Source organism: Macrococcus brunensis, assembly GCF_004359615.1.
GTDB classification, from domain to species: Bacteria; Bacillota; Bacilli; order Staphylococcales; family Staphylococcaceae; genus Macrococcus; species Macrococcus brunensis.
The window spans coordinates 134,868-153,348 of sequence record NZ_SCWA01000003.1 but is presented as its reverse complement, the minus strand read 5'-3'; the positions used below and the strand labels follow the sequence as shown (position 1 = coordinate 153,348).

Annotated in this window: 26 protein-coding genes and 1 riboswitch; of the genes, 15 read left to right on the top strand and 11 right to left on the bottom strand. The window is 38.8% G+C overall.

The features are described 5' to 3' along the window. Positions 1 to 5: 5 nt before the first annotated feature. Entirely contained in the window at positions 6 to 572 is a 567-nt protein-coding gene (locus tag ERX27_RS02595; RefSeq protein WP_133431276.1) for a hypothetical protein, read from the top strand. On the opposite strand, the gene ERX27_RS02590 is transcribed toward ERX27_RS02595, so the two are convergent. Then, a complete protein-coding gene (locus ERX27_RS02590) occupies positions 569 to 1,138 on the bottom strand; it encodes a tyrosine-type recombinase/integrase (RefSeq protein WP_133431275.1) in 570 nt (189 codons plus the stop codon). The two genes, ERX27_RS02595 and ERX27_RS02590, sit on opposite strands and share 4 nt — an antisense overlap. A 133-nt stretch (positions 1,139 to 1,271) precedes the next feature. Beyond that, positions 1,272 to 1,697, bottom strand: a complete 426-nt coding sequence (locus ERX27_RS02585; protein ID WP_165983060.1) for a DUF536 domain-containing protein — start codon at positions 1,695 to 1,697, stop codon at positions 1,272 to 1,274. A 144-nt stretch (positions 1,698 to 1,841) separates the two neighbouring features. Here ERX27_RS02585 and ERX27_RS11355 point away from each other — a divergent pair, with 144 nt between their 5' ends. Next, the gene (locus ERX27_RS11355; RefSeq protein ID WP_165983059.1) at positions 1,842 to 2,051 is read left to right on the top strand and encodes a hypothetical protein; all 210 of its coding nucleotides are present in this window, start codon (positions 1,842 to 1,844) and stop codon (positions 2,049 to 2,051) included. Between the two features lie 117 nt (positions 2,052 to 2,168). On the opposite strand, the gene ERX27_RS02580 is transcribed toward ERX27_RS11355, so the two are convergent. Together ERX27_RS02580 and pckA are read right to left on the bottom strand one after the other, a co-directional pair. Beyond that, entirely contained in the window at positions 2,169 to 2,261 is a 93-nt protein-coding gene (locus ERX27_RS02580) for a type I toxin-antitoxin system Fst family toxin (RefSeq protein WP_133431273.1), read from the bottom strand. 351 nt (positions 2,262 to 2,612) lie between these two features. Continuing rightward, the gene (gene pckA / locus ERX27_RS02575; RefSeq protein WP_133431272.1) at positions 2,613 to 4,196 is read right to left on the bottom strand and encodes a phosphoenolpyruvate carboxykinase (ATP); all 1,584 of its coding nucleotides are present in this window, start codon (positions 4,194 to 4,196) and stop codon (positions 2,613 to 2,615) included. Between the two features lie 189 nt (positions 4,197 to 4,385). Then, positions 4,386 to 4,485, top strand: a riboswitch (SAM riboswitch). Positions 4,486 to 4,584: 99 nt separating this feature from the next. Between pckA and metK the strand changes: the two genes are divergently transcribed. Beyond that, entirely contained in the window at positions 4,585 to 5,778 is a 1,194-nt protein-coding gene (metK, locus tag ERX27_RS02570; RefSeq protein ID WP_133431271.1) for a methionine adenosyltransferase, read from the top strand. A gap of 63 nt (positions 5,779 to 5,841) precedes the next feature. Continuing rightward, complete coding sequence (locus ERX27_RS02565; RefSeq protein WP_133431270.1) at positions 5,842 to 6,480, top strand: FusB/FusC family EF-G-binding protein; 639 nt, start codon at positions 5,842 to 5,844, stop codon at positions 6,478 to 6,480. A gap of 27 nt (positions 6,481 to 6,507) precedes the next feature. On the opposite strand, the gene ERX27_RS02560 is transcribed toward ERX27_RS02565, so the two are convergent. Further along, the gene (locus ERX27_RS02560) at positions 6,508 to 6,702 is read right to left on the bottom strand and encodes a hypothetical protein (RefSeq protein ID WP_133431269.1); all 195 of its coding nucleotides are present in this window, start codon (positions 6,700 to 6,702) and stop codon (positions 6,508 to 6,510) included. Between the two features lie 193 nt (positions 6,703 to 6,895). Between ERX27_RS02560 and ERX27_RS02555 the strand changes: the two genes are divergently transcribed. Both ERX27_RS02555 and ERX27_RS02550 read left to right on the top strand, forming a co-directional pair. Beyond that, on the top strand, positions 6,896 to 7,813 hold the full coding sequence (locus ERX27_RS02555; RefSeq protein ID WP_133431268.1) for a nuclease-related domain-containing protein: 918 nt from the start codon (positions 6,896 to 6,898) through the stop codon (positions 7,811 to 7,813). A gap of 87 nt (positions 7,814 to 7,900) precedes the next feature. Next, positions 7,901 to 8,740 (top strand): aldo/keto reductase, encoded by an 840-nt coding sequence (locus tag ERX27_RS02550; RefSeq protein WP_133431267.1) that lies wholly within the window; start codon positions 7,901 to 7,903, stop codon positions 8,738 to 8,740. 34 nt (positions 8,741 to 8,774) lie between these two features. Here the strand turns inward: ERX27_RS02550 and ERX27_RS11350 are convergent, their stop codons facing one another. The 5 genes from ERX27_RS11350 to ERX27_RS02530 all read right to left on the bottom strand — a co-directional run bounded on the left by ERX27_RS11350 (position 8,775) and on the right by ERX27_RS02530 (position 12,502). After that, positions 8,775 to 8,945 (bottom strand): hypothetical protein, encoded by a 171-nt coding sequence (locus ERX27_RS11350; RefSeq protein WP_165983058.1) that lies wholly within the window; start codon positions 8,943 to 8,945, stop codon positions 8,775 to 8,777. 118 nt (positions 8,946 to 9,063) lie between these two features. Beyond that, positions 9,064 to 11,415, bottom strand: coding sequence for a 5'-nucleotidase C-terminal domain-containing protein (locus ERX27_RS02545; protein WP_133431266.1), 2,352 nt, complete (start codon positions 11,413 to 11,415; stop codon positions 9,064 to 9,066). 93 nt (positions 11,416 to 11,508) lie between these two features. Continuing rightward, complete coding sequence (locus ERX27_RS02540; protein WP_133431296.1) at positions 11,509 to 11,817, bottom strand: fluoride efflux transporter FluC; 309 nt, start codon at positions 11,815 to 11,817, stop codon at positions 11,509 to 11,511. Further along, complete coding sequence (locus tag ERX27_RS02535; RefSeq protein WP_133431265.1) at positions 11,817 to 12,167, bottom strand: fluoride efflux transporter FluC; 351 nt, start codon at positions 12,165 to 12,167, stop codon at positions 11,817 to 11,819. Before ERX27_RS02535 ends, ERX27_RS02540 begins: the two co-directional genes overlap by 1 nt. A gap of 41 nt (positions 12,168 to 12,208) precedes the next feature. Next, positions 12,209 to 12,502: a hypothetical protein gene (locus tag ERX27_RS02530; protein WP_133431264.1), complete on the bottom strand. Its 294-nt coding sequence runs from the start codon at positions 12,500 to 12,502 to the stop codon at positions 12,209 to 12,211. A 115-nt stretch (positions 12,503 to 12,617) separates the two neighbouring features. Here ERX27_RS02530 and ERX27_RS02525 point away from each other — a divergent pair, with 115 nt between their 5' ends. From ERX27_RS02525 to ERX27_RS02495, 8 genes are all read left to right on the top strand, one after another. Next, positions 12,618 to 13,328: a transaldolase gene (locus ERX27_RS02525; RefSeq protein WP_133431263.1), complete on the top strand. Its 711-nt coding sequence runs from the start codon at positions 12,618 to 12,620 to the stop codon at positions 13,326 to 13,328. 125 nt (positions 13,329 to 13,453) lie between these two features. Beyond that, complete coding sequence (locus ERX27_RS02520) at positions 13,454 to 14,308, top strand: helix-turn-helix domain-containing protein (protein ID WP_165983057.1); 855 nt, start codon at positions 13,454 to 13,456, stop codon at positions 14,306 to 14,308. A gap of 12 nt (positions 14,309 to 14,320) precedes the next feature. Beyond that, a complete protein-coding gene (locus ERX27_RS11580; protein WP_275416067.1) occupies positions 14,321 to 14,455 on the top strand; it encodes a hypothetical protein in 135 nt (44 codons plus the stop codon). Positions 14,456 to 14,544: 89 nt separating this feature from the next. Further along, positions 14,545 to 15,402, top strand: coding sequence for an N-acetylglucosaminidase (locus ERX27_RS02515; protein ID WP_165983056.1), 858 nt, complete (start codon positions 14,545 to 14,547; stop codon positions 15,400 to 15,402). A 343-nt stretch (positions 15,403 to 15,745) separates the two neighbouring features. Further along, positions 15,746 to 16,093 carry a TIGR04104 family putative zinc finger protein gene (locus tag ERX27_RS02510; protein ID WP_133431260.1) on the top strand — a complete coding sequence of 116 codons (348 nt, stop codon included), beginning with the start codon at positions 15,746 to 15,748 and terminating at the stop codon, positions 16,091 to 16,093. A gap of 109 nt (positions 16,094 to 16,202) precedes the next feature. Then, on the top strand, positions 16,203 to 16,748 hold the full coding sequence (locus ERX27_RS02505) for a DUF805 domain-containing protein (protein WP_165983055.1): 546 nt from the start codon (positions 16,203 to 16,205) through the stop codon (positions 16,746 to 16,748). A gap of 1 nt (position 16,749) precedes the next feature. Then, on the top strand, positions 16,750 to 17,313 hold the full coding sequence (locus ERX27_RS02500) for a DUF805 domain-containing protein (RefSeq protein WP_165983054.1): 564 nt from the start codon (positions 16,750 to 16,752) through the stop codon (positions 17,311 to 17,313). Positions 17,314 to 17,358: 45 nt separating this feature from the next. Further along, on the top strand, positions 17,359 to 17,718 hold the full coding sequence (locus ERX27_RS02495) for a hypothetical protein (protein ID WP_133431257.1): 360 nt from the start codon (positions 17,359 to 17,361) through the stop codon (positions 17,716 to 17,718). A 27-nt stretch (positions 17,719 to 17,745) separates the two neighbouring features. Here ERX27_RS02495 and ERX27_RS02490 read toward each other — a convergent pair whose 3' ends face one another. Then, positions 17,746 to 17,946: a VraH family peptide resistance protein gene (locus tag ERX27_RS02490; protein WP_133431256.1), complete on the bottom strand. Its 201-nt coding sequence runs from the start codon at positions 17,944 to 17,946 to the stop codon at positions 17,746 to 17,748. A 235-nt stretch (positions 17,947 to 18,181) separates the two neighbouring features. On the opposite strand from ERX27_RS02490, the gene ERX27_RS11345 reads away from it, so the two are divergent. Next, entirely contained in the window at positions 18,182 to 18,358 is a 177-nt protein-coding gene (locus ERX27_RS11345) for a hypothetical protein (RefSeq protein WP_165983053.1), read from the top strand. The last annotated feature ends 123 nt before the right edge of the window (positions 18,359 to 18,481 follow it).

Below are 18,481 nucleotides of genomic sequence, written 5' to 3'. Positions count from 1 at the left end.
TATAAATGAATAAACTAACTATAGTTTTTATTATGATTCTTCTTTTTTCCACTGGCTGTAATGTGAATAAAGATTCTACACATAGTGAGTCTGATAAAGAAAAGAATATTATTACAGAAGATTCTACTACAGAAGTGATAAAAGTCGAAAAAGTTGAAAATAGTAATCAAGTACAAACTAAAGAAGATTTTTTTAATCCTCTTCATTTTGTATTAAAAAGTTTTGATATAAAATTAAATGATAATCAAAAAGTATCATATGTAATAGAATATGTGATAGATTCAAGTGCAAATGCTTATTTAAAAAATAATAAGCCGATTTTATATTTAAATATTTCTTATCCAGAGGAAATAAAACAAAGTAGTAATAAAAGTAATAGTAAAACCATTAAATTCTCTCCTTCATATAATCAGGTACTAAATAAAAAAATTATTATCACTGATGAATTTAACACTAATTTTGATATTGAAAAATTGAAAAATCCTTCTTTAAACTTTCAATTACAAATTCTTAATCAAAATAAACAAATGTTTCATCTATTTGATGATTTGAACGTTTATAGAAATCGCTAATATCTATAGATATCATTCATGGTACTACTGATAGAATCATTTATTAAATCTTGATTAATGCCTATATATCTAAGGGTCACAGATTGAGAGGAATGTTTAAATAGATCCATCAACAAAGCCACGTCTTTCGTTTTTTTATAGTAGTGGTAACCAAATGTTTTACGCATAGAATGTGTGCCTATTTCACTTAATCTGATAGATTTTGCTGAATGGTTGAGTATTCGATAGGCTTGTACACGACTAATCGGTTTATCATTACCGTCAGAATCGAGTTTATTGCTTTTAAACAGATAATCTTCGTCCTCTAAAAACTGAATATAACGATCAATATCCTCCTTTAAGTGATAAAGGGGGATTTGTTTCTGCTTACGAGTCTTTTGCTCTCTGAGCTTGATGGTATAGTCTTTAATATCTTTTTTCTTTAGACCTAACATGTCGCTTACTCTTAGTCCGCAATTAATCCCGAGATTAAACAGAAAAACATCTCTTTCTGATCCATAATAAGCAAGTGCCTCTTTCATCTCCTGGATCTTTTTCACGTCTCGAATCGGTTCCACGCTGTTCATCAAAAATCCTCCTATATGATACGTATAATGTATATATTATTATCATTATGATACATTATTTCAGTCACAAAAATGAAACCCCTTTGGTGTCGGGGTTTTTCATGTAACATAATTACCATTGTGTTACATTGGATTACCTCTTAAAGAACTTGCTGAAGAATCCTTTTGGAGTGTCTTCCCTTAAATCTTTATAGAAATCATCGACTTTGTTCTCTTTCATGTCAGATCTTTGAGTTTCTGTCTCCACGTATAGCTGATCTTTACCGTCTTTATCCTGTCTTTTGTCATTTTCTTTAAGTTTAACTTCAAGCGCCTTTATTCTATCATTGCTTTCCAACGCTAATGCTTGCTGATTATGTAGTAATTTTTGCTGATTGTCTAAAGTTTCATTTAACTTATTGATCTGTACATCCTTAACATTCATTTGATTTTCTAAGAAAGATATTTGCTTCTCTTTATCATTTAACTGCTGCTTTAAGAGATTGATAATATCGTCCTGAAGTACTTTATCTTTAGCTTCTTCTTTTTGAGTAGGCTGTTCATCTTCTTGATTGTCCATATCAAAAATCATTTTTAGATTTATTTTCTCATTTAATGGTTTTTGGTTATTGATGCTTTCTCCTATTTTTAATGCTTGTTCATCAGTTATAACAAGTGCATTATCTACTTTTTCTAATTCTATATTTAGTCTTCTAGCATTACAATGTCTGAAGAAATTAAAGAAGAAGCAAAGAGAAAGTTTGGTTTTTATCATCGTAAAGGTGAAAAGATCAAGATTGTTTTCCTTGATGGCAAAGCTGTGACTGGAACATATTTATTCGGCGCAAAATATGAGATTTACATCAAAACAGAGGAAGGTAAGGAACTGACGATTTTCAAACATGCTATGAAGTATGTCTATGTCATTGATTAGTTTTACAAAAAAAATTTAATGAGATATAATGTAGTTAACAATTAAGATTTCCATAGAAACACCGAACCCCCTGACTGCTGGAACAGTTAGGGGGTTTTTAGGTGCTGGTATGCCGTCTTAATCCTTACGTTGATCTAACCAGTGAGAAAACAACGCAAGTGCTACGCCTACATACAATGGCGCAATTATGTTAACAATTAAGATTTCCATAGTTGTCCACCTCCTTCCATAAGATCTCGCCTATGGAAGTGAAGACGGCTTACTCATTATATCGAATTCATATGAATTGTTCTAGGTGGCCTACATTATTCTTTTTACTACGTAAAGACTAGTGACATAATAAGGATAACGATAAACATCAGGAGGATATACCATGACAAATATTGATTACGAAAAAGAACTTCAGACATTCAAAGAGAGAGAAAGCTGGTGCAAAAACAAGTAATTGCACCAGGTCTCAGAGAAAGCTGGTGCAAAAACAGATAATTGCACCAGGTCTCGGAAGTCTTGCTATAAAAAACCCCTTTCACTGACCATTACAGTGAAAGGGGTTCATCTATATTATCCGCGGTATTTGAAGCCGCCTTTTTCTTCGATTTCTGGTGACTCGAACTGCTTGAAGTTCTCCTGGAACATCTTCGCAAGTTTTGTAGCTGTTTCATCATAAGCATCGTCTGATACCCATGTGTTACGAGGTAACAGCAGTTCAGATGGAACACCAGGGACTGATTTAGGAATATTTAAGCCGAAGATATCGTCCTGTACATATTCTACGTCTTCAAGGCCACCGCTGATTGCACGACGGATCATGGAACGCGTATATTTAAGGTTCATACGGCTGCCGACACCATATTCGCCGCCTGTCCAGCCTGTGTTGACTAAGTAGACTTTCACGCCGTGCTTATCAATGAGGTCACCTAACATATTGGCATAGACAGTTGCGTGCAGCGGTAAGAACGGTGAACCGAAGCATGTTGAGAAGACAGGCTGCGGGCTTGTCACGCCGCGCTCTGTTCCTGCAAGTTTAGAAGTGAAACCACTTAAGAAGTGATACATCGCTTGTTCCTTCGTTAATTTAGAGATCGGCGGGAGCACACCGAATGCATCTGCTGTTAAGAAGATGATTGTTTTTGCATGTCCTGCATAAGACGGTAAGACGATATTGTCGATATTATCAATCGGATAAGCTGCACGTGTATTCTCTGTCAGTGATTTGTCAGAGTAGTCCGGTGTACCGTCTTCTTCGACTTTGACATTCTCTAAGATGGCGCCGTAACGGATTGCATCATAGATCTGTGGTTCTTTCTCACGTGTTAAGTCGATTGTCTTAGCGTAGCAGCCGCCTTCGATGTTGAAGACACCTTCATCGTTCCAGCCGTGCTCGTCATCACCAATCAGTTTACGCTGCGGGTCTGCAGATAACGTCGTTTTACCTGTACCTGATAAACCGAAGAATAACGCGACATCCTTATTTTCACCGACGTTCGCTGAACAGTGCATGCTCATGATGCCTTGTACCGGTAAGTAGTAGTTCATGACACCGAAGATCCCTTTTTTCATTTCGCCGGCATACTCAGTACCACCGATCAAGATGATCTTATGTTTGAAGCTTGTGATGATGAATGTTTCTGATTTTGTGCCATCTACTGCAGGATCTGCTTTGAAGTGAGGCGCAGAGATGATGGTGAATTCCGGATCAATCGCAAGTCCTTCTTCTTTTGTTTCAGGACGGATGAACATGGTACGGGCGAACATATTGTGCCATGCAAGTTCATTGATAACCTGTAATTTTAACTGTGACGCTTTGCTTGCCCCTGCGTAGCCGTTAAAAACATATACTTTTTCTTTTTCGTTTAAGTAGTTCAGCACTTTATCGACTAATTTCAAAAAGACTTCTTCTTCAATCGGCTGATTGACAGCACCCCAGTCGATTTTATCTTCTGTATCAGCCTCACGTACGATGAAGCGGTCTTTTGGTGAACGACCTGTATATTTACCTGTTTCAGTACGCACAGCACCTGATTCAGTTAATTCGCCTTCGTTATTCAGAATGATTTCATTGATCAACTGTGTACGTGATAACTGTTTTAACGTAGACGATTTTTCCAGCAGTTGTCTGACTTCTGCCGCGTAATTTGCACTCATAAAATAATCCCCCATTTATTGATTGATATGCTGATGTAAGCATTTTCACTCATAAGTATAGCATAATGAAAATTATATGCCATCTCACATATTTAATGTTTGAAAATTCATAAAAATAATTCATTTTAAGAATTAAGTTAAACATGTTGACGGTTTACACAAAGTTTAGTATTATCTTACTTGCGGATTCTCTTATCCAGAGTGGTGGAGGGACATGGACCCTTTGAAGCCCAGCAACCTTTTAAGTAAGGTGCCAAACCGTTTGCAGAGTTATTCTGAACGATAAGAGTGAATGGACTTGTATTGTCGAGCCTTTCTCTCTTAACTGTAGGGAAAGGCTTTTTTCTATGGATTGAACCGTAATCATATATAAAAGGAGAAATTATCTATGGCAGATCGTAAATTATTTACTTCTGAATCAGTAACAGAAGGACATCCGGATAAAATTGCAGACCAGATTTCTGACGCAATCTTAGACGCTATTCTTACAGGAGACCCTAAAGCACGTGTGGCATGTGAAACATCAGTGACAACTGGTATGGCACTTATCGCCGGTGAAATCACGACGTCTACTTATGTCGATATTCCGAAAGTCGTACGTGAGACAGTTAAGGAAATCGGCTATACCCGCGCAAAATTTGGTTATGACTATCAGACAATGGCTGTTTTAACGGCAATCGATGAACAGTCACCGGATATCGCGCAAGGTGTTGACCGTGCACTTGAAGACCGCGAAGACTTATCAGATTCAGACATCGAATCAATCGGTGCGGGTGACCAAGGTTTAATGTTTGGTTTCGCCTGCAATGAAACAGAGAGCTTAATGCCTCTGCCGATTTCTTTATCTCATGAACTTGCCCGTCGTTTAACAGAAGTGCGTAAGAATGGCACGCTTGATTACTTACGTCCGGACGGTAAAACGCAGGTGACTGTTGAGTATGATGAGAACAACAAACCAAAACGTGTGGATACAATCGTTATTTCTTCTCAGCACCACGAGAAAATCGAGCTTGAGCAGATTCAGGCGGATATTAAAGAACACGTTATCAAACCTGTCGTACCAGCTGATCTAATCGACGAAGAAACAAAATACTTCATCAACCCGACTGGCCGTTTCGTTATCGGTGGACCTCAAGGGGATGCTGGTTTAACAGGCCGTAAGATTATTGTTGATACTTATGGTGGCTATGCACGTCACGGTGGCGGTGCATTCTCTGGTAAGGATGCGACGAAAGTTGACCGTTCAGGCGCTTACGCAGCACGTTACGTAGCGAAGAACATCGTCGCAGCTGGTCTTGCAGATAAAGCAGAAGTACAGCTTGCTTATGCGATTGGTGTGGCACATCCAGTGTCAATTTCAGTTGATACATTCGGTACGAGCGACTATTCTGAAGTAGAACTTGTAGAAGCAGTCCGCGGCACATTCGACTTACGTCCAGCAGGTATCATCAAGATGCTTGACCTCCGTCGTCCAATCTATAAACAGACAGCGGCTTACGGTCACTTTGGTCGTACAGACATTGAATTACCTTGGGAACAGACCGATAAAGTTGAAGCACTGAAATCTGCTTTAGCAAAATAATAGCGTATAATGAAGACAGGAAGCACAGGCTTCCTGTCTATTTTTGTGAAATGAGGAACTGATATGAATCAGATTAAAGTGTATGACTACATAAAAGTAAAGAACCATGTCAGACAGCTCTTAAGAATTTATAAGACAAATGATCTTAGAACGAATAAGGCAGAACAGGAGCGGTTGCTTGACGAAATAGAGGCAGTCTTCTCAGTACACGACATCGATGTTAAAGAAGAAGTTATGAAACTAGATGATAAACAGTTGTCTAAAGCGAAGGCAGAACAAGTGCTGCATCATTTAAAACAATATGTGGAACCTTTCGAGATGCCTTCGCAGAATGAGATGGAACGGTTATTCAAGAAAGTGAAGAAACTGAAAGTGCCGAATCCTGAAACAATCGACACACAGCTCATCAGCTATATCGGCTGGAACGATGTTTCAGCGCATCGCAAATTCATCATTTATAAAGACCAGGATGAGCAGCTACATGGGATCTACGGTGAACTTTCACCGACTAAAGTAAAAGGTTTCTGCAAAATCTGCAACAAAGAATCAGACGTTTCATTGTTCTTGAACAAGACGAAAGCATCCGCTGACGGCACTTATACAAAAAAAGGGGATTACATCTGTCATCACAGCGAAGTCTGTAATGATAATCTGGATGATATCCAGCATCTTTATGATTTTGTCGATCACATTTCAAAATAAAAAAGGAGGCGAAAGCCTCCTTTTGAATTATTCCTGTTCGTCAGCAGCGTCTTCTACAGATTCAGCAGAATCTTCCACTGAATCGTTTTCAGTGTTATCTTCAACTTCTTCAGCTGAGTCTTCTGTTTTTTCTGCTTGATTTTCTTCTGCACTGTCACAAGCACCGAGTAATAAAGCAGAAGCAAATGCACCTGTCAGTAAGAACTTCTTATAGTTTGTCATGAAATTGGCTCCTATCATAAAGTTTTCCTCAGGTGAGGTTAATCATCCATACCCATCTGGTGTAAAACTAAACTTTAAAATAACAGAAGAAATTTTAAAGCGAAAGTCTATATGAATTTATATATGAAAATTACTGAAGTTCCCGCTAAACTTCTTTATAATATGAGTAAGACACTAAAGAAGGAGAAGATATATGAACTTATCTGAATTAACACCCCTGCATTACGGGCTGATTGCGCTTGCTGTACTGGCATTGATTTTCCTTGTGCTGTGGTTGATGGCAAACTCTAAACGTAAACGTGACCAGGAAGAACTGGCAGCACGCCATGAATCAGAGCGTCAGTCTCTGACTACTTCACTCGAAGAACAGGCGGCTAAAGAAAAAGCAGCGCAGGCTGAGGCTTTTGACGCTGAACGTCAAGAATTGAACAATAAACTGTCAGAGAAAGCAACACAGATTGATAGTCTGAAGCTGCTGACAAAAGATGGCGGTGAATATTTGACGGACTTCACGCTGATTCAACTGAAAGACCGTCTTGTGCGCAATGAACGCATTCGTCCGGAAGATATGCATGTACTTGCCAATATCTTTCTGCCTGGCCGTGATTTAAAACGGACAGAGCGCCTTGCCCATCTTGTGATGACACGTACAGGTGTCTATTTACTAGAGTCTCATTACTGGAAAGGCCATATCTATCATGGTGTGGACCAGTCACAGTTTTCAGTTGACCCAATGTTTGAGCATGTATTCAGTCTGCTTGACCTGGATAAATATATCGAACAGACCATCGCAATGGAGCGTGATGCAGAACGTGATGTGGTCTACTTCAAATCACTGAATCACAATATCGAAGATTTAAAACGTCGTGCAGAGCTGCTGCAGGAAACACTGCATCTGCAATACCCGGTAACGCCTATCATGTATTTTAATAAAGAGGGCCATGACGCTGGCACGATGGATAACTATTCCCGTGATAAAAATGTTAAAGTCATCGTCGGTGAAGACGAGTTAGAAACATTCTTTGAGAAATATGTCTTCCACGGTCGCTTCCAGTATTCTGTCGAAGAACTGGCACATATGCTGGATGAAATAGAACGATTTAACCCATAAAACAAGGCGGTCAGAAGGACCGCCTTGTTTTATTATGGTTCATGAAAGGGTATAGAGGATTATTAATGAATGAAGGAGTGTTGGAAGATGGAACAAACAGTGACGTTTCATAATGGCAATACGATGCCGAAAGTAGGTCTCGGTACTTTCCGCGTAGAAGAAGGTCAGGAACTAGTAGAAGCAGTCAAGCATGCTATTGTATCGGGGTATAGAAGTATCGATACAGCACGTATCTATGATAACGAGCAGTCAGTCGGCGAAGGCATTCGTCAAGGAATAGAAGCAGCCGGCATCAGCCGGGCAGATTTATTCATTACCACCAAACTATGGCTGGATGACTACGGTTATGAAGAATCTCAGACAGCTTATCAGGCATCACTTGATCGTCTCGGACTTGATTATGCAGACCTTTATTTACTCCACTGGCCGGGTCAGGATACACAGCTCTATATCGACAGCTGGAAAGGCTTAGAGAAACTATATAATGACGGTAAAGTGCGCAATATCGGTGTCAGTAACTTCAATATCGAGCACTTAGACCGCTTGCTTGAAGAAGCATCTGTAAAACCTGTCATCAACCAGATAGAGTTCACACCTTATTTAAATCAGCAGGAACTGCGTGACTATCTAAAAGAAAAGTTTATTGTGGCTGAATCCTGGTCTCCACTGATGAATGGTGAAATACTGACGAATGAAGTCGTGATGAATATCGCAGAGAAACATGGTAAATCACCAGCACAGATCATCATCCGCTGGAACATCGAAAAAGATGTCGTGATTATTCCGAAATCAGTGACACCAAGCCGTATTGAAGAGAATTTAAATATTTTTGATTTCGAGCTGACAAAAGAAGATTTATATGAACTGGATCAGTTGAATGAAGACCGCCGCAACGGACCGGATCCAGCTGAATATAACGGACACTAAAAAATATCGAGTATCCTTGAGATACTCGATATTTTTATTTGTCGCCGTTTACACTTGGCGTTGTCTTAATGCTATCTGAACCACTTTGAACGACACCAGGCGCCGCTTCTTTTGTATTTTCCTGTGTATCTGTATATTTGATACCTGTTTCTTCTTTATGTTCATCTAATTCTCTTAATGTTTTCTCTTTTTGATCTTCAGCCATGAATATCATCCTTTCACTTTGTTTATAATCTCTACCCATAATAGTGAAATTTATATCTTCATTCTTGAATAAAATAAAAAAGTGCAGATAAACAGGGGTTTATCTGCACTTTTATTGATTAAGCTGCTTTACGATTACGGTAAACCATATAAGCACCTGCAAGGAGTGAACCACCAGCGGCGATTGGGGCACCTTGGTGTTCACCTGTTGTTGGAAGTCCTTCTTCTTTTTCTGTAGAAGTCACTTCTTTAGTGTGGGCTGCTGGTGATGGAGTAGAAGTTGTCATTACAGCTGCTGGCTGCTGAACTTCTTTAGTTGGTGTTTCAATTGATGGTACTTCAGTAGTAGCCGGCTCTTCAGTAGTAGCTGGCTCTTCAGTAGTAGCTGGCTCTTCAGTAGTAGCTGGCTCTTCAGTAGTAGCTGGCTCTTCAGTAGTAGCTGGCTCTTCAGTAGTAGCTGGCTCTTCAGTAGTAGCTGGTTCTTCAGTAGTAGCCGGCTCTTCAGTAGTAGCCGGCTCTTCAGTAGTAGCCGGTTCCTCAGTAGTAGCCGGTTCCTCAGTAGTAGCCGGTTCTTCAGTAGTAGCCGGTTCTTCAGTTGAAACAACTGGAGGTACATAGCTTGCTGCGTCTCCTGGCATGATACGGATAGGTTCAGTTGTTTCGTATTTAGTCATATCAGCTGTTTTTAAGTAATTAGCAAATACAACATCAAGTGAAGGACCTTCTTCACGTGCACCGCCGAGCATAGTATAACCATCTCCGCCCGCTGCTGTGAAGTCGTTCGTTGTCACGTTATAAATTTTGTTCATATCAAGTGGAACGAATTGTTTCAGTGCAGGATCGTAGATTTCAATACCATAAACACGTTCACCTGCTGGTTTAGATAAATCGAAGTGTACGCGTACTGATTCAGACACTTGGAGGAATCCACCATTTGCATCCAGGCCTGTTTTACCGTTTTTCTCAACGACAGTTGCGCTTAATGCATGTTCGAACATCGCTTGAACATTTTGACCTGATACTTGAATCTGACTGATACGGTTACCGAAAGGCAGCACTTTGATGATGTCGCCCATCGTCACGTCTTTGTTACCTTCGATGCTTGCACGGATACCGCCACCATTTGTGACTGCGAAATCACCTCTTGCTGCGAAACCAGTCTGTGCATATTTTTCCATCGCGTCAGCAATGGCATTTCCTAAGTTTGTTTCCATTGTACGCACATATTCACGCTCACCTTGAAGTGTCACTGGATTGCGGAAGACCACTTCAGACGTTAATGTATTGAATTTAGTTTTTGCATCATTAACGATTGCGTTGATTTCAGCGTCACCTACTAGATTCGCTGTTTCTGCTTCTGTGATCATTTTCGCTTCTAGTTTAGAGCCGTCAAGTGTGTAAGTCACTTTACCGATGTTAGCAAGTGCTGTACCCGTCTGAGCGAGTAATGTATTGCCATTGACCATACCGTGCTCAATGACTGAGTGAGAATGACCATCGAGTAAAACGATAGAATCATTCTGGAATGATTTGTTCGCTGCTAACTGGTCTGCTAAATAACTGCTTCTCCAGATTTCTTTAGTTGCTGTATCAATCCCTAAATGACTCAGAATGATGAATGAATCAACTTGACCTTTTAACTTTTCCATCTCTGCTGTAACAGATGCAAGAGGATCGAGGAACGTCACGCCTACAATGTTATTTGGATGTGTTTTAGTTGCTGTTTCAGGCGTCGTAACACCGATGATACCAAACTTGATACCATCTTTTTCTACGATTGTAGAAGGCGCATAGACAGATTTGCCGTCTTTATAGATATTAGAACTGATAATAGGGAAATTCAGTAAGTCTTTGTAATGCATCGCTTGTTCAAACCCAAAATCAAATTCATGGTTACCGACTGTCATTGCATCGTAACCAACAGCGTTCATCGCTTTAGCCATATCTTCGCCTTTAGAATAGTTTGAAAGCGGAAGCCCTTGGAAGGCATCTCCTGAATCAAGCATTAAAGTCGGTTGTTCCTGCTCTTTGACAGTTTTTACTTTCGCCATTCCGATAACGCGTCCTGGTTCTGCATCCAGACGACCATGAATGTCATTGGTATGCAGGATAGTCACTTCTTTTTCAGTTGTTGTATCAGGAACAAATGTTACCTGAGCGGGTGCTTCAGTAGTCGCCACTTCAGTTGTAGGGATTTCAGTTGTTGGAGCTTCTGTTGATACTGTTTCAGTTGTTGCAACTTCAGTAGTCGGCGCTTCTGTCGACGGAATTTCAGTCGTTGGTGCTTCTGTGGATACTGCTTCTGTCGACACAGCTTCAGTTGATGGTACTTCAGTAGTCGGTACTTCAGTTGTTGCTATTTCAGTTGATGGTGCTTCTGTCGTTGGTGTTACAGCTGCAGATACGTTCTGTCCTGAAACAAAGAGAGAAAGAATCAGGATAAAGGCAAGGAACAAGCTGATTTTCTTCACAAATGAATCCTCCTATTAAATAATAATTTACTTTATTATCATAATAAATTTCCGGGAAATATTCATTTGAATTTAGAAAATATTAAATAAAATTTACAATATTAACATTCCTGTCAGATAACCAAGGATGGGCAAGATGATAGACAGCAAAACATAAAGCAGAGACTTGGTTCGATCATTTTCAAAAAGCTGAATACTTTCCAGTGCAAATGTTGAAAATGTCGTGAGTCCACCCATCATTCCGGTACCGATAAAGAGATAGACAGAATCAAAATGAGAAATCAGTCCCAGTATCAATGAGCCGGTGATATTGATACCTAACGTTACCCATGGAAACTGGCCGTTGAACTGGCTTAAGTAGACACGAATGATGGCGCCGAGCATTGCACCTAGACCTACCATCAGCAAAATACGGACCTCCCTGATTTCAGACCGGTATAGCTCAAAAAGAGACCGCCCGCCATTGTGATAGTGATATAAACAATACCTGCTGTTGGCTGGGCTTCTAGCAAGTGAATGCTATCTGCACTGAATGTAGAAAACGTTGTAAAACTGCCCAGCATACCAGAGGTAACCCCTATCTTCAAATTCTGATCTTTGAATGGGTAACTGGCTAAGAAAGCCAGGAAAAATGAACCTGCTAGATTAACAGCAAGTGTCCCAATATAAGAAATGTCGCCCGCTAAAAGAGTAAGACTGTAGCGAAGAGTAGCTCCGACAAATGCGAATAGAGCTACATATAAATATTTCATGATAAACCTCCATTAGAAAAAGATTGTACATATGTACAATCTTAAATAATACCGAACAGCAGCATACCACTGATCAAATGATAGATAATGACGGCCAGAATAACGAACTGCCAGATCTTAGCGGCTAACTGAAATTCTTCATCAGGCTGTTTCATATAACGGTCGAGCATGATGACACTGATGATTAATATGATGGCATTGACCAGACCGGAAAACAGGATAATTGAAGTTACAGAACCGAAAATCTGACTAAGCAGGGGATTCTTCACGCTGAGCAGCATGCTCAGAATGACCAGGACAACAGATATGATAAAATAGCGACGTGAATGCTTCATAAAATGCTCCTCTAAATAATTAGTATAGGGTTATTTTAGCATATAGCATCTTGCTTGTATTTGTATTTTAGAAGCTTTATAGTGAGGTTGACTAAAGCGCTAGGAGGAAATGAAGATGAGAGACTTAAATGTAGAAGTATTTGCAGATGGTGCAGATATTGAACAGATGAAATCAGCTTACAACAACAAAGAAGTAGATGGTTTCACGACTAATCCATCATTAATGGCAAAAGCAGGTATCAAAGACTACAAACAGTTTGCTGAAGATGCAGTGAAAGCAATCCCGGATGCATCTATCTCATTCGAAGTATTCGCAGACGATATCGAAACAATGCGTAAAGAAGCAGAAATTCTGATGAACTACGGCAAGAATGTTTTCGTTAAAATTCCTGTAGTGAATACACAAGGCGAATCATTGATTTCATTAATCAAAGAATTATCAGCTGAAAATGTGCAGTTAAATGTCACTGCGGTTTATACGATTGAACAAGTCAAAGAAATCGTGGATGCTGTAAAAGAAGGCGTACCAACCTATGTATCAGTATTCGCTGGCCGAATCGCTGACACAGGTGTAGATCCAATGCCGCTCATGAAAGAAGCGGTTGAAGTGTGTTACAGTAAAGAAGGCGTTAAACTGCTTTGGGCAAGCTGCCGCGAACTCTACAATGTCATTCAGGCAGACGAAATCGGCTGTGACATCATCACTTGTCCTGGCGACGTCGTGAAGAAATTACCAAACATCGGCCGCGATATCAACGAATTATCAGTAGATACAGTGAAAGGCTTTGCTAAAGATATTAAAACAAGCGGCCTTGCAATCCTGTAAAAATAGAACTCTCTCATCTGAGAGAGTTTTTTTATGTGAAAATTTAATTTTCTGAATATTACATATTGCATGCATAATATGCAAATGTTATATTTGAATTAATAATACAAGAAAGGATGATGAGCTTGGCATCAAAGATCGGAGATAAAGTTCTCGGTCGCAGAAAAGAACTCAAAATGACACAAGCCGATCTTGCTAAAAATATCTGTACACAAAGTCAGGTCAGTAGAATTGAAAAAAATGAAATTATGCCGAGTTCAGAAACACTCTATCAAATAGCGCGTCGACTAAACGTCAGTATGGATTATTTCTTTGGCGTTGAACCTGTCAACAATACGATACGCGGCAAGAAAATATGTGAAGATTATCTGGAATCAAAAGAATTTGAAACACTTGAAGTATTCGTCGATGCACAGCTGCAGACCATCCTGACAGAATATGAGCATCGCTATCTGACATGGGTCAAAGCAGTATGCGCGGGCTATACGAAACCGGATTTAGAAATCGCCATAAAAGTGCTGGAAGAGTTATTGGATAACCCAATTAAACATCAGGATTATGAACTTGAGGCAAGTATAAACAGCTCACTTTCAATCTTTTATAAAAAGTTAAAAGACAATGAAAAGGCTGAAAATAGAATTAGGATAGCGCGCAGTATTATTAATGAGAATAATTTATTTAATGAAGTAGCTGCTAAAATATATTATCAATACTCTGCATTATTAATAAGTGAGGAAAGCTATGAAGATGCTTTAGAAATGGCGAATGAAGGAATCAATATATGTATTAGACATAATATTCTATTTTTACTTGATAATCTAATTTATGTTGCTTGTGGAGCGAAACAAGAACTAGGTGTCATCTCATTTAAAGATAGAGAATTATGCAAAGTAGGATATGGGCTTTCGAAATTAAAAAATAATACAGTTCAGATTGAACTGTATGAAAAAGAATTAAAAGATTATAATCTTAAAAACTAAGGAGTGTTTTAAATGAAAAGAAATTTTGTTAAAAGTATTTTATCTGTATCAGTACTTGCTGTATTCCTAGGATTAGGCGGTACTTCATTCGATTCTCACAATTTTGATCAAGTTAAATCGATTAAAGTAGACTTAGACGTACATTAAATAACTAAATAACCGAACCTTCTCTGGTTCGGTTTTTTTTGTGGTCTTTTTTGGGTATGAGAAGAAAGACTGAATGCAGGAGGTTAAATTTGGCGACTAACAGGACTTCGATAAAAAAACTCGAAATGCGTAATAAATTGATATTAGTTTGTATTTTACTGCTCGTTGCACTTGCAATCTATCTGATCTATCTGATGTCGAAGGCAGCACAGGAAGAGAAATTCAAGGATCAGCATGTTGTGGTTGATTATACTTATAACCAGGCTCTGGCGCGGCAGATGCATACGGATGCTGTAGCTTCTGATGGGGTGAAATGGTCAAAAGCGGATCGTTCTCAGATTAATCGGTACTTACATCCTGAACCTTTCTATCATCACTCGGAACAGAAGTATCAGTTCTTAAACTTGCGTAAGCCGCAGGGTATCAGTGCAGGTAAGCTGGATGAACTGCTCAGAGGAAAAGGCATACTTGAAGGGCAGGGGGCAGTATTTCGTGATGCCGCGCATGAATCTGATTTAAATGAGATATATTTGATCAGTCATGCACAGCTAGAGACGAGTAAAGGTGTCAGTGAACTGGCAAAAGGACTGAAAGTGAATGATAAAGGCCAGTTAGATCCACAAGGAAAGACTTATTATAATTTCTTCGGTGTCGGTGCTTTTGATTATAATGCTGTAGCAGAAGGGGCGAAGTATGCGCAGCAGCATGGATGGGATACACCAGAAAAAGCGATTAAAGGTGGTGCAGAGTTTATTGCTGAAGAGTATCTGTCCAGAGATAATCAATACACACTCTATTCAATGCGTTTCAATCCAGTCGATCCCGGTAGACATCAGTATGCAACCGATGTGATGTGGGCGCATCATAATGCGAGACAGATGGCGAAGTATTATAAGCAGATGGGGATTGAGGGGAAGTTCTATACGCGTCACCATTATAAGAAGTAAGCACGAGACTCTCGTGCTTTTTTTGTTTGCCATAAATAAAAAACATTTTGGCGCGTATTTAAGGAATATACGCCATAACGTCTATATAAAATGAACTTGATTACTGCTCAAGACTCATCACGATGTTACCCATTGATTTTGCGCCGACGATACAGAAGTTATCCGGTGTTTTTGTTAAATAATAAGGCAATATACTGGTTCATGATGTTTTTCTTTATAATATGTTCATTTTATCACAATATACACATCCAAAGTTACACAGAGAACTGCTATAGATATCTGTAAAAAGTAAAAAATATCCATATATGCTATAATTGAATCAAAAACACAAAGGAGAATCTATATGCAAAACTGTCAGAATTGCGGACACCATTTTACGTTTAAAGACAAGTCCAAAATGATTTGGCGGATCACCTTCAATAATGAAGTACATTGTCCGGACTGTGGAAAGACTTATTATATGTCGAGTAAAAGAATAGCACTGTCTTATGGATTGCTGCTCTTTATAGAATTTATCTTCATGTTGATTGCTAACTTGTATGAAATCGGTTTTATGGGCTTTATTATTGTATTAATCTTTCTTCTAGGCATCATTATATTTATTATGCCGTTAACGATGAAATTTGTTGAAGAACCTGATGGCTTACTGGACCGACAGTTCAGAGAGATGCAAAAAAGAACTAAGAAATAAAAGCTGGTAATCTTGAATATTCAGTAGCTTTTTTAGAGGATTTTTAAGAAAACTTTAAGATAACTGGAAATTTAAGTATGATATGATGAAAAAAAGGAGGGATAGAGACGTGACATGGATAGAAGCTTATAAGAGATTCTGGCAGAATGCTTTCAAAATGAAAGGACGCGCGAGACGAAAAGAGTTTTGGATTCCACAGCTGCTGAATACTGTAATCAGTCGAGTCATCGAACTCATTTTTACTATAGGTGGCGCTACAACTAAGTTTTCAATACGCATGGACGAAGAAGCCATTATTGACTACGGTAGTTTGATCTGGCTAATCGTTATTCTTATTCCGTCATTTACAGTGACTGCAAGGAGACTGCAGGACATCAACATCAATGGCTGGTGGGCAGTTCTTCCGATATTCGGATGGTATATAGCGCTAGGTTCAATGATCGCTATCTTGATAATACCAGGTGTTGTAGACTATCTGAGTCAGCCTGAGCGACTTACTGCAGCATTAACGACAAGTACAATTATAGGGGTCATGCTTGCCGTGATGTCCATTGTATTCTTTGTCTTCAATGTTATGGATGGCAATCCAAGACCGAACAAATACGGAGAAGATCCGAAGAAAAAAGAACGTTATTTTTATAAAGGAGAGATTTAAGATGACATGGATGGAAGCTTATAAAAGATTCTGGCAGAACGCCTTCAAGATGCGTGGACGAGCAAGAAGAAAAGAATACTGGGTACCACAGTTATTTAATGGATTAATAGCCATTGCTTTAAGTATTATCTTTTCCTTTGTAGATAGTGCGATGGGATTCAGTACAGATTTTATGGCAAATGACCAGATGACGAATGTTTCATTCACTAAGCCGTCAGATATCGTCAATGGCATCTGGTCACTGATTATTCTGATTCCAGGATTCACAGTACTGGCAAGAAGATTACAGGATATTAATATTAACGGTTGGTGGGCACTGTTACCTAATGTAGGAGGAATTGTTTTTGGTATTGGCTTGATTATTACATTAGTATTTTTATTTGCAATGGGTGGAGCAGAATCTACACCACTTATTATTTTGATTATCTGCGGTTTGATCTTGATTATTATGGCAATTGTCTTCTTCGTCTTTACAGTAATGGACGGCAAGCCGGGGCCGAATAAATACGGCGAAGACCCTAAAAAGAATGAACGTTATTTCTACAACGATACTTACAAAAACTAAGCGGAAACAGTCTCTCTGTGAGGCTGTTTTTTTATAGGAGGTATTATGACACATTATTTATATATAGGTGCTAAAAGTAAGTTACCTGAAGCTTTAAAAGAATATGGCACTGAAGTATCAGCGTACCAATGGAAGGCAGAAGAAAACCGCTATGATTTTCAGTATGAATTGTACTATCATCTGCAGGAGCAGGAACTAAAGAAAGTTATTGAAATTTGTCACGAACATTTGAAGAAGAACCGTTATGATTCGATTGAAATAACCTATGGCTTGAACAGCAACCGCTATCCTTTCATCGTAAAAGGGCAACATACAATCAGAATAGAAGACCTGACAGCAGACAGACTTGTAGACATGCCGGTGGACTGGATGTTCGAACTGAAGTCTTATAATGTTTATTCATAAATAAAAAAGACTGCCGAAGCAGTCTTTTTATTTACGGTCATAGTCACGCTGGAACGCTTTAAGGTTCTCTTTGTCATTCAGATACAGGAAACAAGCAAGGCCGATAGGTATTCCGAAGATAGGTGTTGTTAAAAGGCTCGCAATAATCATATAAAGTACAACGTAAGTGATATCTGTGCTGTTCCACTGTTTCTCTTTTAAGTACTCGATAATCGTACTGATATTCAAGATGTTCATCTCCTTCGTCATAATGGAATAAGCTCAGTTAAAAAGTAACCTATTTCACTGGAAATTTCAAATTATATGATGTTCAGAGATATTCAATCAGTCTTAAATGACGAGCATTAAACATTAATTATAGTGTAAAATAATAGTTAAAAGTGATTATTTGCTAAATTGGAAATGAAAAGATAATCCATCATAAAAACTGATATGTTCAGTCGAGAAGGGGCTGAGACAATTGATGTACAGGGAAATCGAAAAGTATTTAGAGAGACATTACCTGCGCTACTTTAATACAACACCGAGACTCAAAGTCACGCATCTGGTCGATAAAGGGTATTACTACCAGTTCAATCTATGGCAGGATGATGTACTGTCAATTGGAGAGACAGTGTGGAAGAATGATCTTGACACGTAAAAAGTACTCATAATTTCTATTTAGTATTTGAATTTCCTCATATCATGTGTAAAAACAGCTTCTATGATAAAGCTGTTTTTTTATGTAATCGAAGTGTATATTTATGTTAATCTAAATATATTA

Coding starts and splice junctions, on each gene's coding strand:
- ERX27_RS02495 (WP_133431257.1), top strand. CDS start 17,359: ATGACACATTATTTATATATAGGTGCTAAAAGTAAGTTACCTGAAGCT.
- ERX27_RS02560 (WP_133431269.1), bottom strand. CDS start 6,702: ATGACAAACTATAAGAAGTTCTTACTGACAGGTGCATTTGCTTCTGCT.
- ERX27_RS02510 (WP_133431260.1), top strand. CDS start 15,746: ATGCAAAACTGTCAGAATTGCGGACACCATTTTACGTTTAAAGACAAG.
- ERX27_RS02530 (WP_133431264.1), bottom strand. CDS start 12,502: ATGAAGCATTCACGTCGCTATTTTATCATATCTGTTGTCCTGGTCATT.
- ERX27_RS02500 (WP_165983054.1), top strand. CDS start 16,750: ATGACATGGATGGAAGCTTATAAAAGATTCTGGCAGAACGCCTTCAAG.
- ERX27_RS02535 (WP_133431265.1), bottom strand. CDS start 12,167: ATGAAATATTTATATGTAGCTCTATTCGCATTTGTCGGAGCTACTCTT.
- ERX27_RS02525 (WP_133431263.1), top strand. CDS start 12,618: ATGAGAGACTTAAATGTAGAAGTATTTGCAGATGGTGCAGATATTGAA.
- ERX27_RS02590 (WP_133431275.1), bottom strand. CDS start 1,138: ATGAACAGCGTGGAACCGATTCGAGACGTGAAAAAGATCCAGGAGATG.
- ERX27_RS02550 (WP_133431267.1), top strand. CDS start 7,901: ATGGAACAAACAGTGACGTTTCATAATGGCAATACGATGCCGAAAGTA.
- ERX27_RS02565 (WP_133431270.1), top strand. CDS start 5,842: ATGAATCAGATTAAAGTGTATGACTACATAAAAGTAAAGAACCATGTC.
- ERX27_RS02585 (WP_165983060.1), bottom strand. CDS start 1,697: ATGGACAATCAAGAAGATGAACAGCCTACTCAAAAAGAAGAAGCTAAA.
- ERX27_RS02580 (WP_133431273.1), bottom strand. CDS start 2,261: ATGGAAATCTTAATTGTTAACATAATTGCGCCATTGTATGTAGGCGTA.
- metK (WP_133431271.1), top strand. CDS start 4,585: ATGGCAGATCGTAAATTATTTACTTCTGAATCAGTAACAGAAGGACAT.
- ERX27_RS02540 (WP_133431296.1), bottom strand. CDS start 11,817: ATGGTAGGTCTAGGTGCAATGCTCGGCGCCATCATTCGTGTCTACTTA.
- ERX27_RS02595 (WP_133431276.1), top strand. CDS start 6: ATGAATAAACTAACTATAGTTTTTATTATGATTCTTCTTTTTTCCACT.
- ERX27_RS11355 (WP_165983059.1), top strand. CDS start 1,842: ATGTCTGAAGAAATTAAAGAAGAAGCAAAGAGAAAGTTTGGTTTTTAT.
- ERX27_RS02555 (WP_133431268.1), top strand. CDS start 6,896: ATGAACTTATCTGAATTAACACCCCTGCATTACGGGCTGATTGCGCTT.
- pckA (WP_133431272.1), bottom strand. CDS start 4,196: ATGAGTGCAAATTACGCGGCAGAAGTCAGACAACTGCTGGAAAAATCG.
- ERX27_RS11345 (WP_165983053.1), top strand. CDS start 18,182: ATGTACAGGGAAATCGAAAAGTATTTAGAGAGACATTACCTGCGCTAC.
- ERX27_RS11350 (WP_165983058.1), bottom strand. CDS start 8,945: ATGGCTGAAGATCAAAAAGAGAAAACATTAAGAGAATTAGATGAACAT.
- ERX27_RS11580 (WP_275416067.1), top strand. CDS start 14,321: ATGAAAAGAAATTTTGTTAAAAGTATTTTATCTGTATCAGTACTTGCT.